The sequence below is a fragment of the Fundidesulfovibrio putealis DSM 16056 genome (genome assembly GCF_000429325.1).
GTDB lineage: Bacteria > Desulfobacterota > Desulfovibrionia > Desulfovibrionales > Desulfovibrionaceae > Fundidesulfovibrio > Fundidesulfovibrio putealis.
The window spans coordinates 331,329-350,803 of sequence record NZ_AUBQ01000003.1 but is presented as its reverse complement, the minus strand read 5'-3'; the positions used below and the strand labels follow the sequence as shown (position 1 = coordinate 350,803).

Genomic DNA, 19,475 nt, shown 5'->3' with positions numbered 1-19,475 from the left:
CCACGCACCACATGAAACCGGCACTCCCCCCCTCAGTCCTGCGCGCCCTGGAGGCGCTGTTTCCCGGCGACGCCCTGCTCGTCTCGCCGGAAGAGACAGCCGTTTTCGGCGCGGACGCCAGCCGCAAACACGCAAGCCCCGCCGCCGTGGTGCGCCCGGAGAGCACCGAACAGGCCGCCGAGCTTCTGAAGCTCGCGCACCTGGAGCGCGTGCCCATTTATCCGCGCGGGCGCGGCACCAACGTGGTGGGCGGCTGCGTGCCGCTCGCGCCCGGCATCGTGGTCAGCACCTCGCGCCTGAATCGCATCCTGGACATCTCCACCGACGATTTCCTGTGCGTGTGTCAGCCCGGCGTAGCCACCGGGGACCTCCAGGACGCCTGCAAGGCCCAGGGGCTCCTCTACGCGCCGGACCCGGCCAGCGCGCGCTTCTCCAGTATCGGCGGCAACCTGGCCCAGAACGCCGGGGGCATGCGCGCCGTGAAGTACGGCACCACCCGCGACTGGGTGCTTGGCCTGACGGCGGTCCTGCCCGGCGGCAGCGTGCTGCGAACAGGCTCGCGCTGCCACAAGGACGTGGCGGGGCTCGACCTCACGCGCCTGCTGGTGGGCTCCGAGGGCACGCTTGCGCTCATCACCCAGGCCACGCTGAAGCTCATCCCCCTGCCCGAGGCCAGCGCCTCGCTCCTGGCGGTGTTCGCCTCCGAGGAAGCGGCCATCGGCGCGGCCAAGGCCGTGTTCGCCGCGGGAATCCTGCCCACGGCCCTGGAGTTTCTGCCCGCCGAGGTGCTGTTCGCCCTGGGCAAGCTCGGCCCCACGCCCTGGCCGGACGGCTCCAAGGCGGCGCTTCTGCTGGCCATCGACGGCTCCGAGGAGGCGGTCCGGGCGGATCTGTCCCGCCTGCTGCGCGCCGTGGAGCCCCTGCGCCCGGCATTTTTGCAGAAGGCGCGCACCCCGCAGGACGAGGAAGCCCTGTGGGAGCCACGCCGCCAGATCAACCAGGGGGCCTACCAGTACGGGCCGGACAAGCTCTCGGACGACATCGCCGTGCCACGCGGCTCCGTGGGGGAGGCCGTGCGCCGCATCCGGGAGATCGGGCGCGGGCTGTCCTTGACCATCCTGGCCTTCGGGCACCTGGGCGACGGCAACCTGCACGTGAACATCATGCACGACGCCTCGGACGCCGATCAGGCCCGCCGCGCCCTGGACGCCAAGCAGGCCGTGCTGGAGATGACCATCGCGCTTGGCGGGACCATCTCCGGCGAGCACGGCGTGGGGCTCACCAAGCTGGCCTGGCTTTCGCGCATGCGCGGCCCCGAGGCCGTGGCGGCCATGCAGGCCGTAAAGTTCGCGCTGGACCCGCACGGCATCATGAACCCCGGAAAGGCGTACTAGCGTTGCGCCCCAGGAAAACATGAACATGTTTTCATACTTCAATGGTTGGTTCTCCCTGACCAGCCGTGTAAACTGCCTTGACGATTTTCGAGGACGTTTCCCCTGATGGACCTTACGAACAAGCCGGGCGGCCTGCACTGCGACCACAGCCCGGACGGCCCCAAAGCCAAGCCCTCCCCCTGCATCCTGTGCGGCAAATGCCTGGAGGTCTGCCCGCTGTTCGCGGCCACGGGGCGCGAGGAGCTCTCGCCCAAGGCCAAGTTCTTCCTGGCCCAGCAGCTTACGTCCCTGGCCGGGCAGGCATCCCCCGAACTGGCGGAGAAGGCCGTGGTGGAGCTGGCCGGAAAGTGCCTCTCCTGCGGCAAGTGCGAGAAGGCCTGCCCCATGAAGCTCTGCGCGCCGGACCTGCTGTCGGGCCTGAAGGCCGCGCATCCGAACCTGGAATCGCGCCTGTGGCGCACTTGGGTGGAGAAGGCCGGGGTGCTCTGGCCGCTCATGGTCACCCTGACGCGCTTCGCGCCCCGCTTCGCCCGGAACTACGCGGCCATAAGCGGGCTAGCGGCCATGGACCAGCGCGCGCGGCTCGAACCCTGGCTCAGGCCCGTGCGCTTCGATGCTTGCGGGATGGGCCGCAAAGCCGTACTCTTCCCCGGCTGTGTCGGGTCCCACGTGCAGCCCCACTGGACCCGGACCGCCTCGGCCCTGCTGTCCGGCCTTGGGTTCACGGTGCTCCCGCAGCCCGACTTCGCCTGCTGCGGCTGCACGCTCGGCCACGCGGGCCTCATGGACGCCCAGCGCGGCATGCAGCTGCACAACATCCAGGCATGGCGCGAGGCCGGGCGCCCGGAGCTCATGAGCTTCTGCGCCACCTGCCGCTGCGGCCTGCGCGCCTACGCCGCGCGCGATCTGGGCTGGCAGCCCGGCGAGCAGGACCTCTGGCTTGCGGGGCTTGTTCCCTTTTCCACCCTGGCCTCGCGGGTGGAGTACGAATTTCTGCCCGTCGCGCCCGACAAAATCCACTACCATGCCCCCTGCCACGGCGCGGGCGGCGGCCAGGACCTGGATTTTCTGAAGACGGTGCTTGGCGACAGGCTGGTGGCCCGCACCAGAAAGAACCTGTGCTGCGGCTTCGGCGGATCGCTCAAGCTCTCCGCCCCGGAGTTATCTGACCAGGTGGCCCGAAGCTGCATGGAATTTTATGGACCGCGCCCCGGCGAGCAGATACTCACCGGATGCTCCGGTTGCGTCATACAGCTGCGCGCCAACGCGCCCCAAGGGGTCGGCGTAGGACACTGGCTGGAAATTATAGATACGGCGCAGGACACTACGCTGCGCTCGCCCGGCTGAGCCGGGCCTGGGGCCATCGCCCCACCCTCAAGGAGACACAATGTTCGAAAGCTTGCTGAAAATGATCGTGGGGTCCAAGAACGACCGCTACCTGAAGAGCCTCACCCCCACGGTGGACAAGATCAATTCGCTGGAGCCCCAGATTCAGGCCCTGGACGAAGGCCAGATGCAGTCGCGCGTGGCGGAGCTCATGCAGGAGGCCGCCAACGGCCGCGCCCTGAACGAGATGCTGCCCGAGGTCTTCGCCCTGGTGCGCGAGGCCGGAAAGCGCACCCTGGACATGCGCCACTTCGACGTCCAGATGATCGGCGGCATGGTGCTGCACCAGGGCAAGATCGCGGAAATGAAGACCGGCGAAGGCAAGACCCTGGTGGCCACCCTCCCCGCCGTGCTGAACGCGCTCTCGGGCAAGGGCGTGCACCTCATCACCGTGAACGACTACCTGGCCCGGCGCGACGCTGCCTGGATGAGCTCCATCTACAACTACCTGGGCCTGACCGTGGGCACCATCGTGCACGGCCTCACCGACGAGGAACGCCAGGTGGCCTACGGCGCGCACATCACCTACGGCACCAACAACGAGTTCGGCTTCGACTACCTGCGCGACAACATGAAGTTCTACAAGGAACATCTGGTCCAGCGCGAGCTGAACTTCGCCATCGTGGACGAGGTGGACTCCATCCTTATCGACGAGGCGCGCACGCCGCTCATCATCTCCGGCCCCGCCGAGGAGTCCACGGCCCAGTACTCCCGCGTGAGCGCGCTGATCCCCATGCTCAAGCGCGACGCGCACTTCACCCTGGACGAGAAGGCCCGCACGGTGCTGCTCACCGACGAGGGCGTGGCCCGCGTCGAGGAGATCTTCAAGATCGACAACCTGTACGACCAGGCCAACATCTCGCTCCAGCATCACGTGCTCCAGGGGCTTCGCGCGCACCACCTCTACGCCCGCGACGTGGACTACATCGTGAAGGACGGCCAGGTGGTCATCGTCGACGAGTTCACGGGCCGCCTGATGCCGGGACGGCGCTACTCCGACGGCCTGCACCAGTCCCTTGAGGCCAAGGAAGGCGTGAAGGTTGAGAGCGAGAACCAGACGCTCGCGTCCATCACCTTCCAGAACTACTTCCGCATGTACAACACCCTCTCGGGCATGACCGGCACCGCCGACACCGAGGCAGTGGAGTTCAGGCAGATCTACGGGCTGGAAGTGGCCGTCATCCCCACGCACCGCCCCATGGTGCGCATCGACCACCCGGACGTGATCTACAAGACCCAGGGCGAGAAGTTCGCGGCCATCACCCAGGACCTGAAGGAGCTGCACAAGAAGGGCCAGCCCGTCCTGGTGGGCACCATCTCCATCGAGAAGTCCGAGCTCTTGTCCGGCATGCTGAAAAAGGCCGGTGTCCCGCACGAGGTGCTGAACGCCAAACAGCACGAGCGCGAGGCCCAGATCGTGGCCGAGGCCGGACACAAGGGCCGCGTGACCATCGCCACCAACATGGCGGGCCGTGGCACGGACATCAAGCTGGGCGAGGGCGTCAAGGAGCTTGGCGGCCTGTTCATCCTGGGCACCGAGCGCCACGAGTCGCGCCGCATCGACAACCAGCTGCGCGGCCGCTCCGGCCGCCAGGGCGACCCCGGCATGTCTCGCTTCTACCTGGCCCTCGACGACGACCTCATGCGCCTGTTCGGCTCCGACCGCCTGACCTCCATCATGGAGCGCCTGGGCATGCAGGAGGGCGAGGCCATCGAGAACCGCATGGTCTCCAAGGCCATCGAGAACGCCCAGCGCCGCGTGGAAGGGCACAACTTCGAAATCCGCAAGCAGCTCCTGGACTTCGACAACGTCATGAACCAGCAGCGCGAAGTCATCTACTCGCGCCGCCGCCACTACATGGCCGCCGAGAATCCGCAGGACTCCTTCCTGGAGTTCGTGGACGACCTGCTGGACGACATCTACGATCCGCTGACCTTCTCCAAGCAGGGCCCGGACCAGGAGAACATCGACATCGCCAAGGCCCGCCTGGAGGACATCTTCAACCTGCGCTGGGACTTCGACGCGGGCGTGCCCACCAAGCAGGAGCTGCGCGACGCCATCGTGGGCCGCTTCGAGGGCCTGAAGGCCGCCGCGCCCGAGCACTACGCCGAGATCCTGCGCTACTTCCTGCTGGAAGCGCTGGACAAGCACTGGAAGGAACACCTGCTGAACATGGACCACCTGCGCGACGGCATCGGGCTTCGCGGCTACGGCCAGAAGGACCCCAAGCAGGAGTACAAGCGCGAGGGCTTCGAGCTGTTCCAGGGTTTGCTGGGCATGATCGCCGAGGCCACGGTGCGGTCGCTGTCGCGGCTCCAGATCAAGGCCGAAGTGCGGGAAGAGGAGTTCGTGCACAAGGAAAAGGCGTCCGACCTGAAGTTCCAGGGCGCGGACGACGGCACCGAAAAGAAGCCCCAGCCCACCAAGCGCTCCGCCCCCAAGGTGGGGAGGAACGATCCCTGCCCCTGCGGCAGCGGCAAGAAGCACAAGAAGTGCTGCGGCGCCAAGGGGTAGCGGCTACTGACGCGATATTGAAAGGGGGGCGAAAGCCCCCCTTTTTAGTTCATTCTCCATGTACATCCCGTCTCGAAATCACCCCTGCCCGCCGCCCCCGGCCTGGGCGATCAGCCCCCTCATGTCCGCCTTCTGGCCGAGCTTCACCACGAAGGCCCGCTGGTAGTCCAGGCGGTCCTGAAGCAGCGGCCCGCGCGTCTCCAGGGACGCGAACGGCCGCAGCTCCCCGTCGCCGTAGAGTTCCAGGTACCCCCGATTCAGGCCGTCGCAGGCCCCGCGCGCCGCGCATCCGCCGCAGGCTTCTGCGAACACCGTGAAGGCTTCGCCTCGCCGCCCGATCAGCCTCACGCCGTTCTCCAGCGTCTCTTCCAGGGGCACATACACGTGCGGCGGCCTCACGCCGTCCGGCGGCAGCTCCACGGCCTGGGCGCAGTAGGCCGGTTCGCGGTCCGGGTTGCAGGCCCGGTTTCGCCACTCGTAGGGGTCGAACTGCTGGCCCATCACGCCGACCACGTGCCTGCGCAGCTCCGGAAAGGCGCACAGCGGCGCGTAGCGGATGTTCACGGCCACGCCCGCACGCGTGAGTATCTCCACGGCCCGCGAGAGTCTGGGCTCGATGGCCCGGTAGGACTCCTGCACGCCTGCGGCCTTGGCCGAGCCGGACCAGGCGTGGTAGGCGTTGAACAGGATGAAGTTGTGCTGGAACACGCCGTGGTCGCTGCTGACGCGGGCGATGTCCTCAAGCATTGGGGTGTTGCCCCGAAACACCACGGAGTTGGCCCCGTACTGGATGCCCTCGCGGTCCAGATGGCTCATCACCCGGCGCAGGCGCTCGAAGCTTCCTCCGGTGAAGTCCTTGAACACGGCCTCGTCCACTGCGTGCAGGGAGAAGAGAAAATCCGACAATCCGGCATCCAGCAGGTCGTCCAGCAGATACTTGGCGCAACGCTTTCCGGGCTTGCCCAGAAGCTGCCCCAGGGTGATGACCCGCGAGGACAGGCCAAGCTCGTCGTGGGCGTAGCGGATGATCTCGGCCAGGTCCTCGTGCAGGGTGGGTTCGCCCCCGGTGACGTCGAAGCGCTTGAAACCCTGCTCCTTGAACAGGCGCAGGATCTCCTTGCAGTCCGCCGTGGCGCGCAGCCCGGCCTTGCGAAGCGGCGCGAACTGGTCTTCCGAGCCCTCAAAGAAGGAGTAGTAGCAGAAGCGGCAGGAGTGCACGCACTTGAGCCCCAGGTCCAGGACGCCGCTGCGGGCGGGCGCGCCGGGCTGGTGCAGGTAATGGTCTGGCGTTTCGGTTGCCACGCCGCCGTTTCCGGCTGGCTTTTCGGCCTGAGCCGCTTTTGAGGAATCGGGGCTGGTCACGCTCTGCCCTCCGTCTCGTCCAGGTGCGCCCGCGCCTTTAGCACCAGGGCCTTGGATTCGTTTATCAGGCGCTGCCAGTTCTGCGGCGCGTGGATGTGCACCTCGCGCCCCCCGGCGTGGTCGCGCTTGGCGAACAGCGCCTGCGACACGTGGGTGAAGCGCGCGCCGCCCATGGCGAAGCGCAGAAACAGGTCGTGGTCGTGCGCCAGGAGCGCTTCGTCGTAGAAGCCGTGACGCTCATGCAGCGCGCGGCGGTAGAGCTTGGCGTCCCCGCACAGGTACCAGTCCGCGAAGGAGCGGCGGAAGCTGTATTCCGGCAGATCGAAACGCCTGACCACCCGGAAGGCGTCGTCCACGATGAGCATGTCAGCAAAGGCGAAATCCGCCGGGGTGGCTTCGAGCGCCCGCGCGAGCGTTGAGATCATGTGCGGCATGCACCAGTCGTCCGAGGGCACGTAGGTGCAGGCCTCGCCCGCGCAGGCCGCGAATCCCGTGTTCAAGGCTGCAGCCAGCCCTCGGTTCTCCGGGTGGGTGATGACCGTGAGCGCGCGCCCAGCCGAGGGATAGCGCGGATGATGCACGCGCTTAAGCACGTCGGTGTCCGGTTCGTAGAAGCTGGCGAAGGAGACGCTGTCCGACTCCAGACGGCGCTGATAATCCGCCAGCACGGCCTGGGTGTCGTCGGTGGAGCCGTCGTTCACCACGATGATCTCCAGGTCCGTGTGATCCTGGAACCACAGGGAGTCCAGGCATGCCGCCAGATATTTTGCCTGGTTGAAGGTCGGCACCACAACCGATGCTTTCATGCGTCTCCGCCTGGGGTTCGGGTTCTGGTCGGGGCGCGGCAAAATCCGCCGCGTTCCCGGCATATTGCAAGAAGCACTCCCGCAAGGCAATCGGTTGCCTTCCGAGGGAGCCATGGGATAGGCTCGCGAAATGAAATCGCTGATCGTCTTCCAGGAGCTGGGCCTTCTGGCCATGAGCGCAGAGAGCCTGCCCGCCGTACAGGATGATCCGGAGAGCGCGCACCACGCCTACCATCATCACAACGCCCTGTGGGACTATTGCAGGCCCGATCTGGCGCGGCCCTTCGCCGGGGGCGCCGGGCCCGAGGTCTTTGCCACGCCGCCCGCCGGGACCACCCTGGATCAGGCCAAGGCGCGCACCCGCTTCCTGGTGTTCATCGGCGCGCGAAACACCCCGGAGCTGGACGCCGCGCTTGCGCGCAGCGAAGGGGTCTGCCTGGTGTTCGAGCCGGACCTCGACCGGCTGCGCGAATACCTCGACGGGGTCAAACCCTGGGAGCTGGCCAACCGGGGCGTGTTCTTCGTGGGCGGCGACCCGGATCAGCTCGCCGTGCCGCTCCTGTCCATGCTGCCCGAGGCCATGTGCAACCTTGGCTACCCGCTGTTCTTCGCAATCCCGGAGCTGGCCGCGGCCATGCCCGGCTACGTGCGCCGCGTGGAAGAGCTGATCGAGCTGTTCTACTACCGCAACGTCATCTACAGCCTGGACAGTCAGGACACCATCCGGGGCCTGCCGCTGCGCGCCATGACGCGCGACTACGTCTACGACCGCCTGAAGCACCTCTACGAGAACCTGACCCCCTGCCTGACCGGGGGCGTGCTCCAGGACCTTCTGGGCTCTTTGTCCGGGCACACGGCCATCCTGGCCGCTGCCGGGCCTGCCCTGGCCGACAGCCTGGGATTCATCCGCGCCAACCGCGACCGGGCCGTGCTCATCGCCGTGAACAGCGCGGTGAAGCCCCTGCTGCGCGCGGGCATCACCCCGGACTTCGTGGTGATAAACGACACCTCCACCGACTCCGAGCCCACCCTGGCGGGCCTGCCGCCGCTGCCGGGCACCCGGCTTGCGGCCCACTGCCTGTCCACGACAGGAAGCGCGGAAGCGGGCGGGCCGTGTTTTGGCCGCACGTACTTCTTCGGCAATTTCCCCGGCCAGCCCTTCCCCAAGCGGGCCTCGCTGCTGCTGCACGGGTCGGTGATCACCACAGCCTTCGCCCTGGCCGAGTACCTGGGCTGCGCCAGGGCGGTGCTGGCGGGCGTGCAGCTCTCCTCGCCCGATCCCCTGGCCATGAACTACGCGCGCGGCAGCCAGCATGAGGCCCACGCCTCGGGCGTCACGGAGCTTGCCCTCACCCGCCGCTGGCCCGAGCTGTATCCGGTCACGGCGGCGGACGGCAGCCCCATGTTCACCACGCTCAACTTCTTCGACGCCGCCCAGTGGTTCGCGGACCGCATCCGCCAGGCCGGGCTCACCGTGGTGAATCTATGCGCGGCGAGCATCCTCAAGGGACCGGGCATCGTCTTCGACCCCGACCCGGCGCTGCCCGAAGTCCCCGGACTGGCCGGGAAGCTCGCGGCCATCGGCACAAGCGACCTGACCGGCAGGCGCGACCGGGTGCTCGATTACATCCGCCAGGAGATGCTGCGCTGGAAGAACAAACAGCTCGACGCGCGCCAGGCTGGAGCGGACCTGAGAGCGGCGGACGCCTTCATCGCGGGCAGCGACAAGGACAACACGTCGTTCATGCTGCAGCGCTTCGGGGACTTCGACAACGCCCGCTTCCACGCGGCCTATTTCCAGGGCGCAGGCGACGGCGAGCGAATGGAAGCGGCCAGATATTTCCTGGAGGCCATGGACGCCATGTGCGCGGCGCTGCTGAAAATCCTGCGGGATCAGCACCAGAGAGCCAGCAAAGTCCAGCCGGGTTGAACCCGGTCCGCGTACGGCTCACGCTCCGGCCCGTGCGACCCGCGGCTCCGCCCCAGGCCCGGCACAGCCGGACAGGAGTCCAACCCCCTGTTCCGGCACGGCAATTGCTTTCCGCACCGGGCGTCATCCCACAAGCCAATGTTTCCCTCCGGAGTCGGCCATGCAGAGCTTCATTACGGCCCGAGCCACGCCAAGGCCCTTCAACCCCTTCGAGCAGGAGCTGCCCGGAAGCTTCGCCGTGTTCGGCACGGGCCAGCGCGGCAGGCGGTGCAGGCAGCGGCTCGAAGCCATGAACATCCGCGTGGAATGCTTCGTGGACAACAACCCCTGCCGCCAGGGGACCGTGATGGACGGCCTGCCGGTCATCTCGCCGGAGGCGCTCCGGGCGCACTCGCCGGACCTCCCCGTGCTGATTTGCAGCTTCGCCCGGCAGGAAATATTTGCACAGCTTACAGCCATGGGCTTTGACGACATCTACCAGGACGCGCTGGCCGAGCGCCCTCCCCTGCGCCTTCTGCGCGAACGCGCCGGGGACTTCGAGCAGGTGCTCGCCTCCCTGGCGGACGAAGAATCGCGGCGCGTCTACGCCGACGTCCTGCGTTTCCGCTTCTACGGCACGCCGTTTCCGGCATTGAGCCCCTACCCCATGTACGCCCATCCGCAGGTCAGGGCGCAGGCGGGTGATGCCATCGTCGACGGCGGCGCGGCATCCGGGGACACCCTGGCCCTGTTCCTGAAGGCTGCCGGGCCGCAGGGGAACATCCACTGCTTCGAACCCACGCCCGAATCCTTCGCGCACCTGCAAGCCTGCGCGGACGGCCTGGACTGCGCGGGCGTGCACCCGGTGCGGGCCGCCCTGTGGAACCAGGACGGGCAGGTGTCCTTCTTCGAGTCCTTCGCCATGTCGCACGGGAATCGGGTAGGCCAGGGGAGCGTGCAGGTGGAGGCCCTCACCCTGGACAGTTTCGTGAAGCGGGAGGGCATCGACAGGCTGGACCTCATCAAGCTGGACATCGAGGGCGCGGAACTGGCCGCGCTGCAAGGCGCGAGAGAGACCATCCGGCGCTTTCGCCCCAGGCTCCAGATCTGCCTGTACCACCAGTTCCAGGATCTGTGGGAGCTGCCGCTTTTCGTCAGGGAACTTGTGCCGGAGTACCGGCTGTACGTGGGGCATCACTCCCCGGACCACCTGGACACGGTGCTCTACTGCCGGGCGTGATCACTGCTCCTGCCGGGCCTGCGAGAAGTGCTCACGCAAGAGCGACATGAGCCGGGGCCTGCGCAGGTAGGGACGCAGCCACGCGGCCGAGAGCGCCGCCGACCCTTCGATCCAGCGGGGCGGCTTGCGGGGGGCCAGACGCAGCCCCGCACCGCCGAGCCAGGCCCGGACCACGTCCAGCAGGCCGATGCGGCGCAAAACGACCTTTGCCTCCTTGCCATCAGCGTCGCCCGGAACATCCAGACCCGGCAGCGAGGCCACGGCGCGGGCCTGGGCGTTGTCCGGCTCCAGCAGGAACAGGCGCAGGGACTCGCGCGAGGTCTCCTGCAAGGCCGTGAAGGTCTCCTCTCCCCAGCCGCCCCCGGCCAGGGTGCGGGCAAAGGCCAGGGCCGTCTCCTGGATCTCCCGCGCGAAGTCCACGCCAGGTGGTTCCGGCCCGAGCACCGGGCGCACGCCTCCCGAAGAGCGCTCAAACCCCAGCACCCGCCCGTGGTCGCCCCTGGTGAAGGCGCGCTCCATGAGCAGGGCGTTGCGGAACAGCACGCTCTCGATGGAGCCGGGCAGGGCCTGCGCCGCCCGCTCCATGAACAGGGCGTGGTGCGGTCCGGCCTCCATGCGCCCGAGCCTGGAGCTGGCCAGCCCGAAATACCAGCCCTCCACCCCGATGCCCCGCTCGGCCAGCACCATCTTGAGGGCGCGCTGGGTGGAGAGGGTCCAGCCCATGTCGGCCACGGCCAGGGCCGGACCTTCAAGCGCGCCTTCCTTGGCCAGATAGTCCAGCAGCATCTCCCCGGAGCGTGAGGCCTTTGCGGCCAGGAGTTTTCGCGACCCCGGGGTCTCCAGAAGATCCCACAGGGCAGAAAGGTCCTCGTCCCCCAGGGGCTTTTCGGAGAGCAGCGCGGGCATGCTGCGCCCGGACGCGCCCAGAAGCTCTTCAGGGGTGAGCGCGAGCCGGGCCAGCAGGTCCGCCGGGCGGCGCGACTGCCCCTCGGCGGCCAGCCAGTCCAGGTCTGTGCGCGAAAGGCCCGAGAGCAGCGGGGCGGTCCAGGCCGCCAGCGACCCCATGAGGTAGCGCGGCTCCGGCCCGCCGATCACCGGGCGCAGCACCTGGGCCAGGCGCGCCAGCACCTGGCCTTCGCGGGCCAGGAAATACAGCCGTTCCACGCCCCGGCGAGCGGCGTCGGTCATGGCCCAGGCCGTGAACGCGGTCAGGGCCGGAGCGGCCACGGAAGCGGCCAGGGAGCGCACCTGGGCCAGGGGCTCTGACGGTTCGCCGCCAAGGCGGGCCAGCCGGGAGGCAGCCACCACGCGCGAGGCTTCGGGAGCGCAGGCCCGCTGCTGGCTGAGCAGGCGCTCCTCGTGTCCGGTGAAGCGCACGTCGGCGATGGGATCAACATGGATGCCCAGCGATTTTGGGACTTTGGCGTCAAGAACAGGGTCGGACCCCACGTGCCTGAGCTGTGCGGCGTCCAAGGACTCTGCGGCCAGCATGTGCAGATACAGCGACCCGGTGCCCTTGCGCTTGCCGAGCTCCCCGGCGGCGTACACCTCGCCCGCGAAGCCGTGGCTCTCCAGGAGCCTCCTGAGGGACGGACCGGGCAGGATGGAATCCGTCAGGTAGACCACGCGCTCGCCCCGGCGGATGTGGCCCCGCACCCGCTCCAGCACCCTGGGCACGGGGCGCGCTCCGGCCAGGGCCATTTCAAGCTCGGTGGCGAAAAGGGTCTCGGGGTCCAGGTCCCAGGGATTGTGGCGGGGGAAGCGTTCGTAGACCCGGCCAAGGCTCGCGGCCTCCAGGCCGGGGCCGTCGCGGGCCTCCTCCTCGGCGCGCAGGCGCATGCGCACGAACTCGTGCTGGTCCTCGCGCCCGGCAGGGCCGCAGCCGGGCCTGCCGGAAGTCCCCGGCAGCACCCGCGCGGCCAGGGCGAACAGCTGGTCCAGGGGGCGGGCGTGCAGACGCACCAGGCAGGCATCGAACACGGCGAAGGAATACACCAGAGGGGCCATGGTTCGTGCTACCAAACTCGCGGGCCGACGGCAACGGGGCGGATGATCCTGTACGGTCAGGCCTTCCTGCCCTGCATGACCTTCTCGAGCGTCCTGTCCAGGGCCTCCACCTCCACGGGCTTGGAGAGATAACCGTCCAGCCCGGCTTCGAGGAACCTCTCCCTGTCGCCCGCCATGGCGTGGGCGGTGTGCGCAATGATGTGGATGTGCGGGTCGAAGGACGAGCCGTCCGCCGAGCGGATCATCCTGGTCACGGCGACGCCGTCCATGTCCGGCATCTGCATGTCCATGAAGACGCAGTCGAAGCGGTCCCTGGACAGAAGCTCCAGGGCGGCTCCCCCGCTTTCCGCCGTGACCACCTCATGCCCGCGTTTGGTCAGGAGGCGGGCCATGGTCATCCTGTTGATGGCCTCGTCTTCCACCAGCAGGATCTTCAGGGCGCGACGCTGCCCGGACGGAGCCGAAGGCACCGGCTCCGGGGACGAAAGCCACGGCCCGGACTGCTGCGGCGCCACGCCCACCAGGATGTCGAAGCGGATGGTTACCCCGCGTCCGAATTCACTCTCAATGGTAACCGTCCCGCCCATGAGCTCCACCAGCCGTTTGACGATGGACAGCCCGAGCCCGGTGCCCTGGTGCCTGCGCGTGAGGCTGCCGTCGATCTGCGCGAAGGGCTGGAACAGGCCGGAGAGACGGTCGGCGGGAATGCCGATGCCCGTGTCGGACACCGAGAACAGGAGCCTCAGCCTGCCCTGCTCCTCTCCGGCTGCCTTGATGCGGATGTCTACCCGGCCCTTTTCGGTGAACTTGATGGCGTTGCCCACCAGATTGAAGAGAACCTGCCTGAGCCGGGTGACGTCGGCCTGGACGACCTGCGGAACGCCGGGTTCGATGTCGAAGGCCAGGGACACGCCCTTGCGGTCGAACTGGTCCTTGAAGATGCTGGCCATGGAGTCGCACAGCTCCCTGAGCTCGAACCGGGACTCGAGGATGTCCAGCTTCCCGGCCTCCACCTTGGAGAGGTCCAGGATGTCGTTTATCAGGTTGAGCAGATTTTTCAGCGCCACCAGCCCGGCTTCCACGAATTCCGTCTGCTCGTCGTCCAGGCGTGTGGACTGGAGCAGTTGCAGCACCCCGAGGATGCCGTTCATGGGGGTCCTCAGCTCGTGGCTCATGTTGGCCAGGAATTGCGACTTGGCCCTGTTGGCGGCGTCCGCCTGCTCCTTGGCTGTCTTGAGCTCGCTCACGTCCATGAGGCACTCGATGTAGCCCCAGACAGAGCCCTGGGAGTCGAGGATGGGCGATGAGTAGGCCATCATGGAATCCCAGGGTGGCTTGCCTTCCAGAGGCTCAAGCGGCACCGCCACGGGCCTGTGCCGGTTCGCCTCATCATTGAGCGGGCAATGGCCGCAGATGGTGCTCAGACCGTGGAACACCTCGTGGCATTTGCGCCCCAACACCTGCTCGCGCGAGAGGTTCACGGCATTGAGCATCTTGTCGCAAATGTCCACCACGTTGAAATCCTTGTCGATGACGTGGATGAAGCCGGGGATGGCCTCGAACATGGCACGCAGGCGCTCGTTCAGGTGGTTGAGTTCCGCCGTGCGGCTTTCCACGCGCAGCTCCAGGGTCCGGTTCTGCTCCGCGATGACCGCGTTGGTGGCCTCGAGCTGGTCGAAGGAGGTTTTGAGCTGCCCGGCCATGGCCTTGAACGCCAAAGCCAGACGCCTGAGTTCGCGGGTTTTGGGAATGGCAATGTCCTGGTCCCAGCGGCCCCTGGAAAGCCCCTGCGTGGCCTGGGCCAGACGCTCCACGGGTATGGTCAGCCTTGTGGCCATGAGCACGCCCGCTATCGCGGCCAGCAGAACGGCCAGCCCGATCATGGCCATGGTCTGGCGGGTGTTGGCGTCGATGCGGCCCAGGAAATCGCTCTGGGGCGCGACGGCCACCACCAGCCAGTCGATGCCGCGTCCGTCGTTGAAGGAGGAAACCTGGAGGAACTGCGGCTGGCCGCCCATGTCGAACTCCAGGGTCTGGTCCTCGCTGATCCCCGCGAGCCCGCCAGGCTGGGCCTCCAGGCTTCGGGTGGCGGCGGCGATCCTGGGCAGCCCGGACTGGGTGGCCTTGACGCGGGTGAATACGCCGTCTTGTTCCAACAGATATCCGGCGGGCGGCGTGGACGCGGCGGCCAGGAGGTCGCCGTTTCGCTCCAGCAGGAACACCTCGCCGGTGCGCCCCACGGTGATGCCCTGAAGGAAGCGGTGGAGGTTGGTCAGGGCGTAGTCCACGCCGAACACGCCCAGCAGCGCGCCCTTGGCGTCATACACCGGAAGGGAGGCGGTAAGCGTCAGGTCCTTCAGCACGAAATGCCGGTAGACTTCGCTCCAGACCGGCCCGCCCGCCTGCACGCCTGCCTTGTACCAGGGGCGGGCCCTGGGATCGAAATTCTTGAACGCGGCCCGGAACTCCAGCGGGACGCCCACGGGAGAGGCCGCGTGGTAGGTGGACGCGCCGCCGGTGTCGCGGCCCGCATGGATGAGCTCCACGTCGCCTGCGGGAGACCATCTGGCCCCGTTGAACTCTCCGTCGGGAGCCCCGAAGAACGAATAGGCGATCATGGGGTGCGTGGACACCACGCCGTAAAAATAGCGCTGCCGGTTGGCCGCGTCTTCCATGTCCAGCACGCCCGAAGCCAGAGCCTGGGCGTTGGCGGCATTAATCTCGTGGGGAATGGCCAGGAAGCGGGCCAGATTCTCCTCGACCCGCCTGAGCACCTCCTCCCGAAGTTGTTCGGCCACGTCGAATACGGCCAAGCGCCCGTTGTTCAGGGAAAACCAGCCGATAAGGCCGCAGCTGACCAGGATGAGCACCACGAAAGGCAGGGTCAGGGCCAGCCGGAGCGAAACGGTGCGGCCATCTCCACCGTGGGAGGAGGCTTGGAACGTCATGGGAGATATACCACGGGAGAAATCATGGCGCGGACGCCGGACGACAGGCATGCCTCCGCGCGTTTCCGAAGCTCTCGTGCTGCCGAATCATCATACTCGGCTGGAATAGTATCCATGGTTGAAACAAGTAGCCTGGAGAATTCCCTCTTGACAAGGGATTCAGAACCCTTCGGCCGATATATTTCGGGCGGCAAGGATTCGTTTTAGGCTCAGTAGCGCAGCCGCACCTCGGCCCTGTGGCCGGGCTGCCCCTGAAGCTGGGGCGGGCTGCGGAAATCTCCGGTGATGGGGAAGATGCGCTCCGGCGAGAATTTGGCCTGCGTGACCAGATACTCGCGCACCGCGTTCTGGCGCGCAAGCGCGAGGTCGGCCCAGTCGGCCTGGGTGGGTTGCGCGGGCGCGCTCTGGCCCGAAGCCTCGGGAACGGGCGACTGCGCCTGCGGGGCAGGCGGCTTTTTGGCCGGAGGCTTGTTCTTGCCTGGTTCTCCGGCCTGCCCGGCCTGAGCAGCCTGGGCGGCGGTTTTCGCCGCCTGTGACCTTGCGGCCAGGACAGCGCCCAGGGCCGACGCCTCGGCTGCAGGATCGACATAGGCCATGATCTCCAGGCTCAGGCGCGGGCGGGCCGTGATGGCCGAGGCCAGCGAGGACAGGGTCTTCTGCCCCTGTGCCGAGAGATCGGCCAGACCCGGCGCGAAGGCCACGGGGGCCGTCTGTCCCGAGCCCTGGACGTTGAGGAAGGCCAGGGGCGAGAACAGGATTCTGGCGAACGCCCCGGCCATGGCCGTGGAGATCACGTCGCTCAGGTCGGCCTTGGCCTGATCCATTGTGCCCTTGATGGGGATGTCCAGGTCGATGACTCCCCTGGCGTCGGAGAGGAGGCTCACGGCCAGGTCCAGGGGGACGTCCTTGCCGCCCGGAGGCGCGGTCTTGCGGCCCAGCTGGATGCCCACCACCACGATCTTGTTCCTGAGGTCGAGCTTCTTCCCGGCTGCCTTGTAATCCAGCGTGAGCCCGAGCCTGCCCCGCGTGAGGGGGAAGCCCGTAAGCTGCTGGCTCACCTGGGACAGCTCGCCCAGCTCCATGTTTTCAAGCGTGGCCTTGAGGTCCAGCATGGGCGCGTCCGACACCCAGCCTGCCTGCCCATCGGCCTTCAGCTTGCCGGAGTGGCCCACGGTCATGGCCACGGCCAGTCTGGCGGGCTGGCCGGAGTGCATGCCCGAGAGCGTCACGTCCACGTCGGAGAGGTGCGAATTGAGCGGAGGGTCGAAGCCCTGGGCCGTGAAGTCCAGCTTTCCGCCGCGTATGGCCAGCGTGTCCAGGGCGTAGGACAACGCCCCCTTGCCGGAAGTGTCCGGCGCGCTCGCCCCAGTTCCCCCAGTTTCCCCGGTTTCTGTTGAGCCAGCAGCGCCCGGCATAGCCGTGCTCCAGGGCGGCACGGGCCTGCCGCTCTTGTCCAAAGTCAGGCTCACATACGGCTGATCCAGGGTGAGGCTCGCGGCCTTCAGGGCCAGCGGGGAGAGCGTCGCCGAGGTCCCGGTGAGCGACAAACCAGCAAGCGAGGCCCACGGCGCGTCCTGGCCGGGGCGCGACAGCCTGAAGCCGACAAGCGAGGCGTCGCCCGTGAACGATCCGGCCAGTCCGTCCTTGCCGAGCGAGGCCTTCAGCTCCCCCGTGATTGCGCCCTGCCCGGACAGCCCGGACAGCAAGGCCCCGGCGTCTCCCGGCATCCCGGAGCCCAGACGGGCGAGCTCCGCCAGGGGCAGCTGCGAGGCGGCGATCCTGACGGCCAGCGACGGCCCCCCAGGGCGGACCTCCCCCGATACGTCGAAGGGGGCCTGCTTGTTCAGGCTGCCCTTGGCCGTAAGCGTCAACGGCTTGTCCTGGCCAGGGGTGAACTCCCCGAGCGCCAGGTCGTCCAGGTCCGCCAGGATCTGCGCGCCGGATACGGCGTCGCGGTACTCCAGGGCGAAGCCGGAGAGATGCGTCCTGCCTATGGTCGCGCTCCAGGGCGGGCCTGTGCCCGTGTCCTTGTCTGGCCGGGCCTGGCCCCCAAACGCCGCCAGGGCCGCGAACCCTCCCTTGTCTCCGCGCGAGAGGCTCGCCCCGCCGCCTGAGAGCGACACCTGCGCGACGCGCACCCGGTTGGCGGTAAAATCCGGCTCCACGCCGGACACCTGCACGGCTCCGGCAGCCAGGAGCGGCTCGGCCTGACCCTCGACCAGAGCCTTGAGGTTTCGCACCTCCAGATCGGCCTTCAGCCGGGGAAGCACACGCCCTTCCGAGTCGGACAGGGTGCCAGCGACCTTCCAGGAGGCCATCCCGGCAAGCCCCAGGCGCGGCAGCAGGCGCTTGAGCGTGGGCATGGGGCGCGACAGGTCCGCGTCCTCCATGGACCCAGCGACCGTCAGGTTCACCGGAGCATATGAGCCCTTGGCGTCCAGAGTCAGGCGCTTGAAGCGGTCGCCTCCGGTATCCAGCCGGAGCGAACCGAACGTGCCAGATTTCAGGTCGAGGTTTTGCAGGCGGGCCGTAAGGCCCTCCAGGGCCAGGGCCAGCTCCAGGCCCTCGTCCTTCAGGTGCGCCTGCCCGCCGCGAATGACGGCCTCTCCTACCTGCACGTCCGGGGCCACCCCGGTACGGACGGAGAGGCCTTCCTTTTCGCCGCTCATTTCCAGAAGAGAGAGCAGGTCGATGATCCCCGCCTCGTCGCGGGTCACGCGGACCTGGGGCGCGTCCAGCACCACGCGCTCCACGCGCACCGCGCCGGTTTCCATGTCCAGACCGGCACCCTGCACCTCCAGGGTCTCGAAGCCCGCCACGCGCTCGTCCCCGCCGCCCAGCCCCACGCCGGAGACCTTGGCGTTGCCCTCGACGCGGGGCAGCGCCCAAGCCTGCCCCCTGGCCGGAAAGCGCAGCCGGGTCCACACGCCCACCTCGCCAACGGTGAGGTCCAGGGGCCGCTTCAGGGCCAGCAGGTAGGGCGTGTAGTGCCTGAAGACCACGTCCTTCAGGCTCAGGCGGGCCTCGGCCTCGGGATTTTCCCCGGTCAGATCCGCCTTCACGGTGAGGGTCAGGTTCGATTCATTCAGCAGGCCGCCGCTGCTGAAGACCTCGTGCAGGCCGGGCTGCTCGCTGGTCAGGGCCTCGATGGAGAAGTGCAGGTCCTTGAGCTCCTGGCGGGTGCCGGTCAGGGCGTCGTCGAAGGACACCGATCCGCCCACGATGCGCACGTCGGTCAAGGAGAAACGCAGGCCCGGCGGGAGTAGCACGAAGGTGCGCGGCGGAGGGGAAACGTCTTCCGAACCCTGGACCTGAGGGTCGGGCGCTTTGGCCTGGGGCAGCAGGTCGGCGATGTCCAGACGGCCCGTGGAGTCGCGCGCGAGGCGCAGCCGGGGGTTGTCCAGCAGGAAGCGTTGCACCGTGAACCGTCCGCCCAGGAGCATGGACGGCCCGACGTTCACCTCCAGGCGGGCGAACCCGGCCAGCTCGCCGCCGTCGCGGTCCAGGACCGTCAGGTTCGTCGCGGCAATTTCCAGGGTGAAAGGGTTCACCCGCAGGGACTCCAGGCGGATCTCCCGGCCAAGCGCCGTGGAAGCTTCCCGCGCGAGATAGCGGCCCGCCACCTGCGGCGCAAGCACCGAGCCGACAAGCCACAGGAGCAGGACTCCGTGGAAGGCAGCCAACAGGGCTACGCCCAGCGCGCGCAGGGCAGAACGCATCGCGTGGTGCGCGGCCAGCCAGTCAGGCAGGCCCCCCGTGGCGCTTCCTGGAGGCCGTCCTGAAGCTTGCGTTTTCCGGCGCAGGCCGGACGTGGGCCTGTGCTTCGAGTCCGCCTTGTGCTTGCGATCACGCCTGGATTTCAAGGGCATGGCCGAGCCGTAACACAGCCCGGCCCCTGGCGGGAATAC

Annotated in this window: 10 protein-coding genes; 5 read left to right on the top strand and 5 right to left on the bottom strand. The window is 67.9% G+C overall.

Annotation, left to right across the window (positions count from 1 at the left end; genetic code table 11):
• Positions 1 to 11: 11 nt before the first annotated feature.
• The 3 genes from G453_RS0101690 (at position 12) to secA (ending at position 5,295) form a co-directional block, all read left to right on the top strand.
• Positions 12 to 1,394 (top strand): FAD-binding oxidoreductase, encoded by a 1,383-nt coding sequence (locus G453_RS0101690; protein WP_027189641.1) that lies wholly within the window; start codon positions 12 to 14, stop codon positions 1,392 to 1,394.
• Between the two features lie 105 nt (positions 1,395 to 1,499).
• Entirely contained in the window at positions 1,500 to 2,741 is a 1,242-nt protein-coding gene (locus tag G453_RS21790; RefSeq protein WP_051271407.1) for a (Fe-S)-binding protein, read from the top strand.
• Positions 2,742 to 2,781: 40 nt separating this feature from the next.
• Positions 2,782 to 5,295, top strand: coding sequence for a preprotein translocase subunit SecA (secA, locus tag G453_RS0101680; protein WP_027189640.1), 2,514 nt, complete (start codon positions 2,782 to 2,784; stop codon positions 5,293 to 5,295).
• Positions 5,296 to 5,373: 78 nt separating this feature from the next.
• Here secA and G453_RS0101675 read toward each other — a convergent pair whose 3' ends face one another.
• Both G453_RS0101675 and G453_RS0101670 read right to left on the bottom strand, forming a co-directional pair.
• Entirely contained in the window at positions 5,374 to 6,657 is a 1,284-nt protein-coding gene (locus G453_RS0101675; RefSeq protein WP_235731664.1) for a radical SAM protein, read from the bottom strand.
• Positions 6,654 to 7,463 (bottom strand): glycosyltransferase family 2 protein, encoded by an 810-nt coding sequence (locus G453_RS0101670; protein ID WP_027189638.1) that lies wholly within the window; start codon positions 7,461 to 7,463, stop codon positions 6,654 to 6,656. Before G453_RS0101670 ends, G453_RS0101675 begins: the two co-directional genes overlap by 4 nt.
• Positions 7,464 to 7,593: 130 nt before the next feature.
• On the opposite strand from G453_RS0101670, the gene G453_RS0101665 reads away from it, so the two are divergent.
• The gene (locus tag G453_RS0101665; RefSeq protein ID WP_027189637.1) at positions 7,594 to 9,393 is read left to right on the top strand and encodes a 6-hydroxymethylpterin diphosphokinase MptE-like protein; all 1,800 of its coding nucleotides are present in this window, start codon (positions 7,594 to 7,596) and stop codon (positions 9,391 to 9,393) included.
• 160 nt (positions 9,394 to 9,553) lie between these two features.
• Positions 9,554 to 10,612: an FkbM family methyltransferase gene (locus G453_RS25880; RefSeq protein ID WP_051271404.1), complete on the top strand. Its 1,059-nt coding sequence runs from the start codon at positions 9,554 to 9,556 to the stop codon at positions 10,610 to 10,612.
• On the opposite strand, the gene G453_RS0101655 is transcribed toward G453_RS25880, so the two are convergent.
• From G453_RS0101655 to G453_RS0101645, 3 genes are all read right to left on the bottom strand, one after another.
• The gene (locus G453_RS0101655; protein ID WP_027189636.1) at positions 10,613 to 12,619 is read right to left on the bottom strand and encodes a hypothetical protein; all 2,007 of its coding nucleotides are present in this window, start codon (positions 12,617 to 12,619) and stop codon (positions 10,613 to 10,615) included. It lies immediately after the preceding gene.
• 56 nt (positions 12,620 to 12,675) lie between these two features.
• Positions 12,676 to 15,567 (bottom strand): ATP-binding protein, encoded by a 2,892-nt coding sequence (locus tag G453_RS25875; protein ID WP_051271401.1) that lies wholly within the window; start codon positions 15,565 to 15,567, stop codon positions 12,676 to 12,678.
• A gap of 209 nt (positions 15,568 to 15,776) precedes the next feature.
• Entirely contained in the window at positions 15,777 to 19,436 is a 3,660-nt protein-coding gene (locus G453_RS0101645; protein ID WP_169725273.1) for a DUF748 domain-containing protein, read from the bottom strand.
• Positions 19,437 to 19,475: the final 39 nt, after the last annotated feature.

Coding starts and splice junctions, on each gene's coding strand:
- G453_RS0101645 (WP_169725273.1), bottom strand. CDS start 19,436: ATGCCCTTGAAATCCAGGCGTGATCGCAAGCACAAGGCGGACTCGAAG.
- G453_RS0101690 (WP_027189641.1), top strand. CDS start 12: ATGAAACCGGCACTCCCCCCCTCAGTCCTGCGCGCCCTGGAGGCGCTG.
- G453_RS0101670 (WP_027189638.1), bottom strand. CDS start 7,463: ATGAAAGCATCGGTTGTGGTGCCGACCTTCAACCAGGCAAAATATCTG.
- secA (WP_027189640.1), top strand. CDS start 2,782: ATGTTCGAAAGCTTGCTGAAAATGATCGTGGGGTCCAAGAACGACCGC.
- G453_RS0101655 (WP_027189636.1), bottom strand. CDS start 12,619: ATGGCCCCTCTGGTGTATTCCTTCGCCGTGTTCGATGCCTGCCTGGTG.
- G453_RS0101665 (WP_027189637.1), top strand. CDS start 7,594: ATGAAATCGCTGATCGTCTTCCAGGAGCTGGGCCTTCTGGCCATGAGC.
- G453_RS25875 (WP_051271401.1), bottom strand. CDS start 15,567: ATGACGTTCCAAGCCTCCTCCCACGGTGGAGATGGCCGCACCGTTTCG.
- G453_RS21790 (WP_051271407.1), top strand. CDS start 1,500: ATGGACCTTACGAACAAGCCGGGCGGCCTGCACTGCGACCACAGCCCG.
- G453_RS25880 (WP_051271404.1), top strand. CDS start 9,554: ATGCAGAGCTTCATTACGGCCCGAGCCACGCCAAGGCCCTTCAACCCC.